12 protein-coding genes are annotated in these 12,873 nt (G+C 59.1%); 9 read left to right on the top strand and 3 right to left on the bottom strand.

Going from position 1 to position 12,873, the window contains the following annotated elements; genetic code table 11:
• Nucleotides 1-3 precede the first annotated feature (3 nt).
• Genes FHJ80_RS15020 through FHJ80_RS15010 form a run of 3 tightly spaced genes read right to left on the bottom strand, consistent with a single transcriptional unit; the run spans nucleotide 4 to nucleotide 3,105 of the window.
• On the bottom strand, nucleotides 4-1,401 hold the full coding sequence (locus FHJ80_RS15020; protein ID WP_139528137.1) for a bifunctional DedA family/phosphatase PAP2 family protein: 1,398 nt from the start codon (nucleotides 1,399-1,401) through the stop codon (nucleotides 4-6).
• A gap of 28 nt (nucleotides 1,402-1,429) precedes the next feature.
• The gene (locus FHJ80_RS15015) at nucleotides 1,430-2,356 is read right to left on the bottom strand and encodes a diguanylate cyclase domain-containing protein (protein WP_139528136.1); all 927 of its coding nucleotides are present in this window, start codon (nucleotides 2,354-2,356) and stop codon (nucleotides 1,430-1,432) included.
• Nucleotides 2,353-3,105 carry a hypothetical protein gene (locus FHJ80_RS15010; RefSeq protein WP_369692958.1) on the bottom strand — a complete coding sequence of 251 codons (753 nt, stop codon included), beginning with the start codon at nucleotides 3,103-3,105 and terminating at the stop codon, nucleotides 2,353-2,355. The genes FHJ80_RS15015 and FHJ80_RS15010 overlap by 4 nt, the downstream gene beginning before the upstream one ends.
• Nucleotides 3,106-3,350: 245 nt before the next feature.
• Between FHJ80_RS15010 and FHJ80_RS15005 the strand changes: the two genes are divergently transcribed.
• The 9 genes from FHJ80_RS15005 to FHJ80_RS14965 all read left to right on the top strand — a co-directional run bounded on the left by FHJ80_RS15005 (nucleotide 3,351) and on the right by FHJ80_RS14965 (nucleotide 12,774).
• Nucleotides 3,351-4,658 (top strand): glutamate-5-semialdehyde dehydrogenase, encoded by a 1,308-nt coding sequence (locus FHJ80_RS15005; RefSeq protein WP_139528134.1) that lies wholly within the window; start codon nucleotides 3,351-3,353, stop codon nucleotides 4,656-4,658.
• Complete coding sequence (gene nadD, locus FHJ80_RS15000) at nucleotides 4,655-5,329, top strand: nicotinate-nucleotide adenylyltransferase (RefSeq protein WP_139528133.1); 675 nt, start codon at nucleotides 4,655-4,657, stop codon at nucleotides 5,327-5,329. Before FHJ80_RS15005 ends, nadD begins: the two co-directional genes overlap by 4 nt.
• A gap of 140 nt (nucleotides 5,330-5,469) precedes the next feature.
• Nucleotides 5,470-5,856: a ribosome silencing factor gene (gene rsfS / locus FHJ80_RS14995; RefSeq protein ID WP_139528220.1), complete on the top strand. Its 387-nt coding sequence runs from the start codon at nucleotides 5,470-5,472 to the stop codon at nucleotides 5,854-5,856.
• A complete protein-coding gene (gene rlmH, locus FHJ80_RS14990; RefSeq protein WP_139528132.1) occupies nucleotides 5,853-6,320 on the top strand; it encodes a 23S rRNA (pseudouridine(1915)-N(3))-methyltransferase RlmH in 468 nt (155 codons plus the stop codon). Before rsfS ends, rlmH begins: the two co-directional genes overlap by 4 nt.
• A gap of 86 nt (nucleotides 6,321-6,406) precedes the next feature.
• Nucleotides 6,407-8,314: a penicillin-binding protein 2 gene (gene mrdA / locus FHJ80_RS14985; RefSeq protein WP_139528131.1), complete on the top strand. Its 1,908-nt coding sequence runs from the start codon at nucleotides 6,407-6,409 to the stop codon at nucleotides 8,312-8,314.
• Nucleotides 8,315-8,316: 2 nt separating this feature from the next.
• Entirely contained in the window at nucleotides 8,317-9,477 is a 1,161-nt protein-coding gene (gene rodA, locus FHJ80_RS14980; RefSeq protein WP_139528130.1) for a rod shape-determining protein RodA, read from the top strand.
• A 44-nt stretch (nucleotides 9,478-9,521) separates the two neighbouring features.
• Nucleotides 9,522-10,547, top strand: coding sequence for a lytic murein transglycosylase B (mltB, locus tag FHJ80_RS14975; protein ID WP_139528129.1), 1,026 nt, complete (start codon nucleotides 9,522-9,524; stop codon nucleotides 10,545-10,547).
• Nucleotides 10,540-11,505, top strand: coding sequence for a septal ring lytic transglycosylase RlpA family protein (locus FHJ80_RS14970; protein ID WP_139528128.1), 966 nt, complete (start codon nucleotides 10,540-10,542; stop codon nucleotides 11,503-11,505). The genes mltB and FHJ80_RS14970 overlap by 8 nt, the downstream gene beginning before the upstream one ends.
• A 69-nt stretch (nucleotides 11,506-11,574) precedes the next feature.
• Complete coding sequence (locus FHJ80_RS14965; RefSeq protein ID WP_139528127.1) at nucleotides 11,575-12,774, top strand: D-alanyl-D-alanine carboxypeptidase family protein; 1,200 nt, start codon at nucleotides 11,575-11,577, stop codon at nucleotides 12,772-12,774.
• Nucleotides 12,775-12,873: the final 99 nt, after the last annotated feature.

Here is a 12,873-nt window from a genome sequence, read left to right as displayed (position 1 = left end):
GCCTCAGACGGGCGGAAAGAACGCTACGCGTACGCTCAATAGCACGAGTGGCCCCAGCAACAGCGCTGCCCAGGGCAGCGCTGGCAGCGGTAGCCGATAGCGGCGCTGCCAGTTGATTTGAACCACGGCGCACACGACCAATCCCAGCAATGCACCGCCGATGAGATCACTCAGCCAGTGAACGCCCAGCACCAAGCGTGACAGCGCCATCGGCAGCGCCGTTACCATGGCTAGCCAATAAACCCACATGCGCCTTTGTCGAGGCAGTCGCGATGCAGCGAAAGCGGCGAATAGGCCAACGACGACGACCCAGGTCGATGTATGCGCGCTGGGGTAGGAGAACGACCCGGTCAGATACTCCGGTGTGTCGGGCCTGGGTCTTGCAAAAACGGCCTTACCCAAGGTATTGAGCGCGCCGATGCCTCCCAATGCCAGCGCTCCATGGGTCAGTAAATCCCACCGTTTGATCCAGACGAGCCAGCCGAACCAAGGGAGCGTCAGCGCGACGATTCCAGCCTTGTCACCTATTTTGGCGAGCACCAGGCTGGTCGCCGTCAGCCAGTCGGTGTCGAGCCAAGCGAAGAGCCGCTGTGCCTGAAGGTCGATCATCAGTGGCTCGGGGTGCTTCAGCACCAGCAGTGTCCACGCGCATGCCAAGGTGAGCGCGAGGAGCGATAAGAACAGCGACGCCAAGGGCACCTCGCCACTACGGCTCATGGCTAGCCAGGGGCGCCGTATGGCGGGTACGCGCCGAGCCAGCCGAGCGATGAAGAAATACACACGGCCATCACGTCCCACCTGAGCCCGCCCCCATGAGAACACGATAGCGAGCCCCACGATGCTGGCGGCCATGACAAAAAGGGCCATCTCCACGTTAGCAGGAAGGTCGAGCCGTTGCTGCCAGGTGTGGCCCAGCAAGTAGCCTGGCAGCAGATAGGCCGGAGCCCAGAGTGCAGCCGACGTGATGTTGGCCAGTAGAAAAGTTCGCGTTGGCATGTGCATCATGCCAGCAACAAGCGGAATGATAGGGCGCACCGGGCCGACGAAACGGCCAATGAACACCGAGTAAACGCCGTAATGCTCGAAGAAGCGCGCTCCTCGGCCCAGCCACTCTGGATGTTGCGATAGCGGCCAGCGTGTCAGCACACGCTCGCTGTAACGCGCGCCCAGTAAGTAGCTCAAGCCGTCGCCAAGTACGGCCCCGATGAAAGCCGCGCCGATTAGCCAAGGGAGGGCAATCATCTGATGCCCTGCCATCGACGCGGCCGCCGTGATCAGTACGACGCCTGGCACGAGTAATCCCACCAGCGCGAGAGATTCAATCAGCGCAATGCCCAGTACCAGAAGTAATAGCGCCGTCGGCGAAAGCGAAAGAGAAAGGAGCGTGTCAGCAGTCGGCAAGAGTGAATCCATCCACAAAACAAGAAAACTAGACGTTGGCCATCGCGTCGGCGCGTGCTTCCAGTCGCTGTATGTAGCGCTCGAAGCTCTCTTTGCGTAGCGGCAGGCAGGTGGCGATGCGGACTTCCAGCTGTCCGGTCTCGACCAGTACGCAGTGTGACAGCGACCGCTGCAGCCGTTCACGCACGAGCAGCGCGCCGCTCTCACTGGTATCTGGCAGCACCAGCCAAAACGTAGCGCTGCCTGCGCGGCCCAGAATGTCGTGGTCTCGGCAGCGACTGTTGACCTCCTGACACAGCGCGGCTAACAGTGCCGTTTGGGCCCGCTGGCCAAACTGCTCTCCGGCCATGTCCAATTGCGGGAGGTGGAGCACCAAGACGGCCAAGCGTTTGTTCAACATGGCAGCACGCTGGAATTCGTTGTTCAAGCGCTCTTTTAACGTGTCGACATGGTAGGCGTTGCAGTCACTGTCATTGGGGTCCGTGGCGCGAAGCAATGCGCGACGTCGGGCGTGTTCCCAAGGAGGCAGCGCAAGCAGCAGGGCCAAGACGACCACACCTAGCGAAAGTGGTATGACGCCGACCGGCGCCAGCCACCACCAGGCGATCAAGCTCGCCGTGTTGACCGCCAGAGCAGTCCATAAAGGAAGCAGCAAAAACGTCGCAGCCATCGGTAATCCCCACCACAGGGAGGACGTTTCCACGTTGGCATTCACCGCGCTCAGCACGACGACGTAGGTGCTGATCAGCAGTACCAAGCGAGGCAGCGCCGACTGAGTGCCCTGGCCCACGTGCATTAACAGGCACGCTAATAGCAAGAGTGACACGAACAGAGGCACCAGCAACTCGCGGTAGCTACCCATGGCATAGAGCCATAGCGTATAGGCGACCATCGCGATAATGCTAGTACCGTAAGCCAAGGTCATGAGACGTTTTGGGGAAAAGAGGGTATTCATGCCACCTCACGTAGGTGGGATGCTGGAAAGTGGCTCAACTCGTCGAGCGTCAACGAGGCAAGCTCGATGTCCATCAGGGGGGTGTGTTGCGTGAGCACGTTATCAGGCAGGGCGGCCACTAATAGCGTCCGGCGGCTGTCAGCTTCTCCTGGGGTTTTGGAGAGCATCAAGGTAGCCAGCGTCGTGCTGTTGAGACGGTAGACGTTCTCGAAATCGTAGGTAAGTTCGCATAGTTTTTGTGCCACCGGCCAAAGCTGGCGTCTTCTTACCCGAACGATGAGTACGTCGGCATGAATGGCTTCACGCTCGGAGCGGGTCTGTTCGCGTATCAAGTCTCGCAACAACTGCTCGCCAGCCCACAGATTCAAACCGGGTATGAGGCGTAACCGCTGACGAATGACGCCATTGATCGTCAGCAGTTGGTGGGTGCGCGACATGGCCAGCAGCAGTAGGATGCTCAAGGAGAGTGTCATCAACAGCCATTCGGGGAGCGGGATATGAGGCATCAGCACGAGGCAACTGACCAGCGCAGCGCCACCGTTGAAAATGGCCGCCCAACGATCCTGGGGTAGCATGAACACGGCCCCCCAAGCCCAAATGAGTAGCGCATGTCGGTCTGGTGCGGAGGCGATGAGTCCCAACAGAAGTGTGCCTGCGAGCATTTGCCAGGGCAAACCTCGGGAGCGGCGATGGCTAAAATCCAGGATCAAGGCGGTGATCAAGAGCCAGCCGATGGAAAGCCACATCATGACTGCCGCTGCAGGTTCCGCGCTGGGTATCCAGAGCGATAAAGCGACGGCCGCGGCAAGTAGATTAGCCCTCAATAGGCTGATTTTGTATTTGCTTTGCATGGTGGCTTACTATTTACCTGATGGCGAATGTCCCTAGCATAACGCATTGCTTGGCCTCGTCCTTCGAATCACTCAGTATTAGGCCATTCGGCGATACGATACGCCGCACTTCATCGGTAACGCTTACGACACAGGGAGATCGCATGCGCGGTTCTGAGACATTCCAACAAGACGCCCAACACCATCTGGCTGCCGGGGATGTGCCCGCGTACATGCAGCAGGTAGGGAAAAGTGCCCGAGCCGCTGCCAGCGTTCTGCGTCGCGCCGATACGCATGTCAAGAACCAAGCGCTGATCGCCATGGCATCGCGCGTCGATGCCGCGCGAAGCGAGATTTTACAGGCCAACGCGCAAGACATGCAGCGAGGGCGAGAAAACGGCCTGGATAGCGCGCTGTTGGATCGTTTGTCGCTCAATGATCAGCGCATTGACGCAATGATCGAGGGACTTCGTCAAGTAGCTACTTTGCCGGACCCCGTCGGCGAGATCGACGGTATGCGCTATCGCCCGAGCGGTATTCAAGTGGGTAAAATGCGTGTGCCGCTGGGCGTGATAGGCATCATTTACGAGTCGCGTCCCAACGTGACCATCGAAGCCGCTAGCCTGTGCCTGAAGTCGGGCAACGCCTGCGTGTTGCGCGGTGGCTCTGAGGCAAGCGCTTCCAACGCGGCGCTGAGCCGCTGTTTACAGGCAGGGCTGTCCGATGTGGGGCTTCCAGCAGGCACCGTGCAAGTCGTGGCGACGACCGACCGTGCCGCCGTAGGGGAGATGATCGCCATGCCAGCGTATATCGACGTGATCATTCCACGGGGTGGTAAATCGTTGATCGAGCGCATCTCCCGCGATGCCAAAGTGCCCGTCATCAAGCATTTGGACGGCGTGTGTCATGTCTATATCGATGCGACGGCCGATCCTGCCAAAGCGCTGTCCATAGCGGTCAATGCTAAAACTCACCGCTATGGCACCTGCAACACCATGGAAACCTTGTTAGTGGACGCTGCGGTTGCGGATATCTTACTGCCAGAGCTGGCCCGGGCATATGCCGAGCACGACGTCGAGCTGCGTGGCTGCGAGCGTACACGAGCACTATTGCCCCAGGCGCTCGAGGCCAGCGAGGAGGATTGGCAAGCAGAGTACCTGGCTCCCATCCTGGCCATCAAAGTGGTGGACGGCGTGGACGAGGCCATCGAACACATCGAGCGCTATGGCTCCCACCATACCGATGCCATCGTGACACAAGATTACTCATTGGCGAGACGCTTCATGGCAGAGGTGGATTCGAGTTCGGTCGTCGTCAATGCCTCGACTCGCTTTGCCGATGGCTTCGAGTACGGCTTAGGCGCTGAAATCGGTATTTCTACCGATAAGCTGCATGCCCGTGGGCCGGTGGGACTTGAAGGATTGACGACCCAGAAATACATCGTGCTAGGTGACGGTCAGGTTCGCCAATGAGCGAGACATCAAGACGCCCGCCGCCATTGCGGGTGGGCATGATGGGGGGCACTTTCGACCCGGTTCATCATGGTCACCTGCGCAGTGCATTGGAAGTGCGTGAAGCCCTGGGGCTTGCGACGCTGCACATGGTGCCTGCGCCAAAGCCGCCCCTGCGCGATACACCCCAAGTATCGGCCGCCCAACGCTTTGCGCTCCTGCAAGCGGGCATTGGCGATGCCTGTGGTCTCGTAGCCGATGATCGTGAGCTTCGACGGGAGGGCCCTTCCTACAGTGTCGATACGCTGGCGGAGCTTCGCCAGCACTACGGCGACGAGGTGTCGCTGGTCATGGTCATCGGCCAGGATGCGTTTTTGCGCTTGGCCAACTGGGACCGCGCCGAGCAGGTGTTTGGGCTGGCGCATGTGGTGGTCATTGCGCGTCCAGGCTATCCATCGCCTTGGCCGTCCGCACTGAAGGAACTGGTTGGCCATCGCGAAGTCAGTAGTGTCAGCGAACTGATGACGCGCACGCGGGGTGGTGTTTTACAGTTGGAGCTGCCATCACGGATGGCGATATCGGCAACGTACATACGCCAACGGTTGAAAGAGGGGAAAAGCGTGCGGTATCTGGTGCCTGAAGCGGTGGAGCAAGCAATTTTCAGTGAGCGGCTTTATCAAACCGGTGCATAGCGCTGGCAGTCGCGAAAGAAGCCGTTACAATGGCCCGCTTGCAGTTCGGTGCCACCGATCAGGTGGTGCCGTCATCGCATTTTATCAATCGACACGTCATCACCATACGTCACTACCACAAGGGGTTGCCTTCAGGAGTCATGCACATCGATACACTGAAAAACCTAGCGATCGACGCGCTAGAAGAGCTCAAAGCACGTGATATCACGCAACTCGACGTTGCCAAACTCACCGAAGTGACCGACCTGATGCTGATTGCCAGCGGTACCTCGACTCGTCACGTGTCGGCGCTGGCCCAAAATCTCGTCGAGAAAGCCAAAGCATCCGGACTTCATCCCCGCGGTGTAGAAGGCGGCGACAATGCAGACTGGGTACTGGTCGATCTGGGTGACATCGTTGTCCACATCATGCTGCCCGAAGCGCGTGCGCTTTACGATCTCGAGCGGCTATGGGCAGACTTGCCCAGCGATGCTGGCGCGGTGAGTGAATCGCTCAAGCAGTTCGAAGAGCGAGCCACGATGTCATGAGGATTCGGCTGTTGGCGGTGGGAACCAAAATGCCCGCGTGGGTAGAGCAGGGCGTTGAGACCTACCGCAAGCGGCTCCCTCGGGATTTCACGCTCGAAATCGAAGAAATTCCTCTTGGTCAGCGCGGTAAGAATGCCGATATCGCCAAAGCGCGTGCGCAAGAAGCACAGCGCATTCGCGAAAAACTGCGCGGCGATGAGATCGTGGTCGCGCTCGAAGTCAAAGGGAAGCCTTGGACCACCGAGCAGCTCGCCCGAGAAGCAGATGCTTGGCGTATGGAGGGGCGGGACGTCGTTCTGCTCGTGGGCGGTCCGGACGGTTTGGAGCCTTCTCTGTCCGCCACGGCGGACAAAGCGTGGTCTCTCTCGCCGCTGACGCTGCCCCACCCACTCGTCAGAATCATGCTGGCAGAACAGCTCTACCGCGCCTGGACACTGTTGGTGGGTCATCCCTATCACCGCTAGGCGTTAAAGGCCGATCTACGGCTAAATTGTGTTTACTCCCCACTGGGGCCGCCGCTTTTATTGTTTTGTGAGAGTCCTCTGTTGCCATGCCTCAGCGCCGTGACACGCTAAAAATTCCCGAGCAAGAACTGCGTATTTTCCGTGTCAGGGCACTGCTCGCCGTGTTAGTGGTCGTGGTGCTGACTAGCCTGTTGGTTAGTCGACTAGGCTACCTACAGATCGTGCAGCACGATCTCTACAGCACTCGCTCTGAAAAAAACCGCGTACGGGTCGAGCCTCTGCCGCCTAATCGTGGGTTGATCTACGACCGCAACGGTGTGCTGTTGGCGGAGAACCGGCCTACCTACAATTTGACCCTGGTGCGTGAGCGAGTCGATGATCTCGATGAGACGCTCTCTTTGCTGGTCGATCTTCTGGAGTTGCCTGAGGAGGAGATCGAGGCGTTTCAAGTGCGTTCCCGCCAGCGCCAGCGACCGTTTCAGCCTGCGCTGTTGATGAGCGACCTGAGCGAAGAGCAGATCGCTCGGCTGGCCGTCAATCGCCACCGGTTGCCCGGCGTCGAAGTCGAGGCTCAACTGCTTCGCTACTATCCCGATGCGGACGTCATGGCCCACGCTCTGGGGTACGTCGGGCGTATCAACGCAGAAGAGCTACAGGAGCTCGACCCAGGACGCTATGCGGGTACCCATTTCATTGGCAAAACCGGCGTCGAGCGTTTTTACGAGACTGAACTCCACGGCGAGGCCGGACTACGTAAGGTCGAAACCAACGCACGGGGCCGCGTTCTACGCGAATTGGGCCGTACCGACCCCGTGCCCGGTGCCAACCTCACCTTGACTCTCGACCGCTCCTTGCAAATGCTGGCTTACGAGCTGCTTGATGGGCGACGCGGTTCCATCGTGGCTATCGTGCCCAGCACTGGCGAAATTTTGGCGATGGTGTCGACCCCTGGATTCGATAGTAACCAGTTCGTGACCGGCATTGATGTCGCTTCTTATCGAGCGCTGCAGGAAGATATCGACCTGCCGCTGTTCAACCGTGCCATTCGCGGTCACTACCCGCCGGGGTCGACCATCAAGCCCTTCTTGGCGCTGGCAGGGTTGGTCGAGGGCGTGATCACCCCGGATAGCACCATCAACGATCCCGGTTTCTATCAATTACCCAACGATTCTCGCCGCTATCGTAATTGGCTGCGCTGGGGGCATGGGCGTGTCGATATGGAGCGCTCCATTGCCGTATCGAATAACACCTACTACTACTCTCTTGCCCACGACCTCGGTATCGACAAGCTCCACGAACAGATGACCAACTTCGGCTTTGGCCAACGCGTGGCGCACGACGTTCAGGGAGAAAGCACGGGGCTGATGCCCTCGCGTGACTGGAAGCGGGCGCGGTTCAATCAGCCGTGGTATCCCGGCGAAACGCTCTCGGTAGGCATTGGTCAAGGGTATTGGCAGGTCACACCGCTGCAGCTTGCCAGCGCTACCGCTGCCTTGGCCAATCGTGGCCATTGGGTGAAGCCGCGCTTGGCCCTGCGTATTGGCGAGCAGCCGGTGCCCGAAGAGCTCCCCGATACGCTGCCCGATATCGAACTGGCCAACGATAACTGGTGGGATCGGGTATATAGCGGTATGGAAAAAGTGCTCAGCGGCAGCGAGGGCACGGCACGTCGAACTGGGGTGGGGCTCGAGTATCGCATGGGGGGCAAGTCAGGCACGGCCCAGGTGTTCTCGCTTGGTCAAGATCAGCGCTATAACGCGGAAGAGCTCGAAGAGCGCCTACGTGATCACGCGCTTTTCATGGCGTTTGCGCCCATCGACGACCCACAAATTGCGGTATCGGTCATCGTCGAAAACGCGGGGGGCGGCAGCACTCATGCCGCGCATTTGGCACGGGCGATGACGGATGCTTGGCTGCTCGAAGATGATGCCCCCGAGGTCGAGGAAGTCAAAGAGGTGTTAGAGGAAGATACCGCCAACGTGGAGGGCAACTAGCGATGCCTTGGCAACTGATTACCCGTTCGTTGCGGCGTTATCCAACGCGTCCGCCGGACAGCGGTATCGCCCGGCGCAAAAGTGTGTGGGAACGTATCCACCTCGATCCCTGGCTGCTCGGCATGCTACTGGTGCTGATGAGCGCGGGTCTATTGGTGCTTTACAGCGCTTCGGGGCAGCGGCTCGATACCGTCATCGCCCAGGCCATTCGGTTTGGCGTGGCGCTGGCGGGTATGGTGATCATCGCCCAGTTCTCCCCCTCGACGTTTTTACGCTGGGCACCGCTGGCCTACGGGGTGGGTCTTGCCATGCTGATTGCGGTAGAAATTGCTGGCGATATCGGCATGGGGGCCAAGCGCTGGCTTGAGATTCCTGGCGTCATCCGTTTTCAGCCTTCGGAGATGATGAAATTGGCGGTGCCGCTGATGGTGGCCGCATATTTGAACCGCTGCCAGTTGCCGCCACGTCTTCGCGATATCGTGGTCTGCGCGGTGATCATTGGTGTACCGGTCGTACTAACGGCCATTCAGCCAGATCTTGGTACCTCGCTGTTGGTGGCCAGCGCGGCGGTGATCGTCGTGCTGCTGGCAGGGCTTTCCTGGAAGTTGATCGGTTTGGTCGCAGCGCTGGGCGCGGCGGGCCTACCGGTGCTATGGATGAACATGCACAACTATCAGCGACAGCGGGTGCTGACGTTTCTAGACCCCGATAGCGACCCGCTGGGTTCCGGGTGGAACATCATACAATCCACTACGGCCATCGGCAGCGGTGGGCTATGGGGCAAAGGGTGGTTAGAAGGTACCCAGTCCCAACTCGAGTTCTTGCCCGAGCGGCATACCGATTTCATCATCGCCGTGTTGGGTGAGGAGTTTGGCCTGGTGGGTATGATGGTGCTACTGACGCTGTATGTGATGATCGTGGGCCGCGGGCTGTGGCTGGCGGCATCGTCCCAAGATACCTTTGGTCGCCTGTTCGCAGGCAGTATCATTCTGACGTTTTTTATCTATGTATTCGTCAATGTGGGCATGGTGAGTGGCATCTTGCCGGTGGTGGGCGTGCCGCTGCCACTGGTCAGTTATGGCGGCACCTCTAGCGTGACCTTGTTAGCGGGGTTCGGTATTCTCATGTCCATACACGCCCATCGGCGGTTACTGCCACGCTGACGGTCAAGGCCGTGGCAGTATGAATTCACAGGAGTGGTGAGCAAATGAACAGGGCGCGAAGTCAAGCGGGTGGCTATGCCATTGCCATGCTAGTAGCGTGTTCGGCCCCGGCGGTCGTCGCTGAGGAAACGATCAGTTTCGATCCGCAGCATAATCCGAAAACCCAGCAATTGGCTGACGAGCTGGCCGAGCAGGGCGTGCCAAATGCGTGGCTGGAGCAAGCGCTGGCTCAGGCAAGCTATCGACAGGAAGTGTTGGATGCCATGGCAGGCGCGGCCGAGCGTCGGCTGCGCTGGTTCGAGTATCGCGATATTTTTCTAACCGAGCAGCGTATCGACGAAGGGGCCGCGTTCATGAAGGCCCATGCCGATGCGCTGGCGCGTGCCGAGTCGGAATACGGCGTTCCGCCGGAAGTGATTACCGCCATCTTGGGTGTAGAGACCTACTACGGTCGCCACAAAGGGCGTCATAAAGTGTTGGACTCTCTCGCCACGCTGGCATTTCACCACCCGGTACGCGGCGATTTCTTTCGCGGCGAGCTAGCGGCCTTTTTGACCATCGCCTATCAGCAAGAGGTGGCACCCGAATCGCTCTACGGCTCCTATGCAGGGGCCATGGGCTACCCTCAATTCATACCTACCAGCTATCAAGCTTACGCCGTCGATTTTGACGGTGACGCGAAGCGCGATCTGTGGAATAACCCAGTCGATGCGATTGGTAGCGTTGCCAATTACTTCGCCGAGCATGGTTGGCAACGAGGCGGCGCGATTTACCATGAAGCCGAAGGCCCCGAAGAACTCCCTGAAGCGCTGAGCTTCAATCAGACGGTGCGCCCAAGCACGACGGCTGCCGAAGCCGCTGAGCAGGGTGTGGTGACGGAAACTTCCTTAACGCCCGATACGCCAGTGGTGCCACTGCTGCTTGAGGTCGCTGACGGCCAAGAGCGCTATCGGCTGGGGGAGTTCAACTTCTACGTGATTACGCGCTATAACCACAGCCACCTCTACGCCATGGCGGTCGCCGAGTTGGCAGAAGCTATCCAGCAGCAAGCCGAGGCCGAGAATGACTAAACTGCGGATCGATGTGCGCCTGTTAAGCGGCTCGCTGTTACTCGCGGCCTTGATCAGCGGCTGCGCCAGCTCTTCTTCACCGCAAAGAGTGGCGGGAGACGTAGGCGGTGCCAGCCCAGCGCCCAATGCTCCGGCGGCCGCCAGTGGTGAGCGCTACGCCATGTCAGGGGATGCCTACCCCGTGGCGCCGCCGGATGTCAGCACCGTACCCGATGCCGAGCCGCGAATCGAAGCGCCTTCCCGGGCGGGCAACCGTTCCACCTATGAAGTGTGGGGCGAAACCTATCACGTGCTCCCCGACTCGCGCGGCTATGCGCGCCAGGGTACGGCGTCTTGGTATGGTGAAAAATTCCACGGCTACGCCACGTCCAACGGTGAGATTTACGATATGTACAAAATGTCGGCAGCTCACCGCTCGCTCCCGCTGCCCACCTTTGCCAGGGTCACCAGTTTGAACAACGGACGCTCGGTGATCGTTCGCGTCAATGACCGCGGCCCGTTCCATAGCGATCGTGAAATCGACCTCTCTTATGCGGCGGCAGCACGCTTGGGGATTCTCGATAACGGAACCGGGCCCGTGCGCGTCGAGGCGATCGACCCTGCTCAGTGGTTAGCCGAGCGTGGTCGAGGGGGCAGCGTTTCGTCCCCCCAAGCCACATCGGCGGCCCCCGCCGTTGCGGCTTCCACGCCTGTTTCTGAGACTCGGCCTGTTAGGGCGGCATCAGCCGAGCCGAGCAGTGGTCATGCCGTTTATTTGCAGGTGGCCGCGCTGGGGAGTGCCGAAGGAGCGCAGCAGCTACAACAGCGGCTGTCGGATGAGTTACCCCACGGCGTTCGAGTGCAAAGTGAGGCCGACGTTCACCGCGTTCAGGTCGGCCCCGTCAGTCCCAGCCAAGAGACACAGGCCCGTGAAGAACTTCGTCGCGCAGGCTTTCCTCAAGTATTTGTCGTGAGATAATCGCTCTCAATATGTGCCCAAGTGGCGTATCATGCGCCGCCATTTTTCTTTGTCAGTGAGAAGTATGTGATGAATGTAATGATGTCAATCCGCCGTACCGCCAAGCTCTGCCTCTTCGCAGCGATGACGGCCGTCGTCGCCCCGGCGATGGCTCAGGTGATCCCTCAACCCCAAACGATCATCCCTGCACCACCACAGCTTGCCGCGAGTTCGTGGATTTTGATGGACGCCAACAGTGGGCGGATTCTTGCAGAGCACAACGCCGATGAGCGTTTGCCGCCTGCAAGTTTGACCAAACTGATGACCGCGTACCTGGTCGAACGCGAGCTGGATCGTGGCACCATCAACCTGACCGATATGGTCAATATCAGCGAAAACGCTTGGCGTACCGGCGGCTCGAAGATGTTCATCGAAGTGGGCGATCGTGTTTCGGTGGATAATCTGCTTCATGGCATCATCATCGTCTCGGGTAACGATGCCAGCGTGGCCATGGCAGAACATCTGGCGGGTGGTGAAGCGCCGTTTGCCGACCTAATGAATCAGCACGCCACGCGTTTGGGCATGAACGATACCCACTTCATGAATGCCACTGGCTTGCCCCATGAGAATCACTACTCGACCGCCCATGATATGGCGCGTCTGTCTCGTCACATCATCAACGACTATCCCGAGCACTACGCCATCTATTCACAGCGTAACTTCTCGTTTGCGGGGATCGATCAGCCGAACCGTAACCGCCTATTGTGGCGCGACCCGACCGTAGACGGCCTGAAAACCGGCTGGACCACCGAAGCAGGTTACTGCCTGGTCTCTTCGGCGCAGCGTGATGGCATGCGTCTGATCTCCGTGGTGATGGGCACGAGTTCCGATGAGGCGCGTGCCCAGGAATCGCAAAAGCTTCTGAGCTATGGCTTCCGTTTCTATGAAACCATGAAGCTCTATGAGCGCGGCGCCGTGCTGGCAACGCCGCGCGTGTGGGGCGGGGACATCAACGAGCTACGTGTGGGGGTGGATGAAGAAGTTTTCATGACGCTGCCCCGCAATCGCAATGAAGAGCTCCGCGCCCGTCTAAATTTGGATGCTGACATTCAAGCGCCCGTGGCAGTAGGTGACGACGTAGGTACGCTGGAAGTCTATCTAGGCGAAGAGATGGTGGGAGAACGCCAGCTCGTCGCGCTGGAAAACATCGAAGAGGGTGGGCTGTTCAAGCGCCTGTTCGATCAAGTGCAGCGTTTCTTCAGCAACTTGATCAGTAATTTCACCAGCTAAACGGCCAGTGTTGGGCCCAGCCTCTCACCATACGCCTTGTATTGTGAGAGTCTGGGCCTTATTTATTGGGATTAGCCCAACGATTCACTTAATGTAAAG

Source organism: Halomonas sp. BL6, assembly GCF_006228115.1.
GTDB classification, from domain to species: Bacteria; Pseudomonadota; Gammaproteobacteria; order Pseudomonadales; family Halomonadaceae; genus Vreelandella; species Vreelandella piezotolerans.
This window is presented reverse-complemented; position numbering and strand designations above follow the sequence as displayed.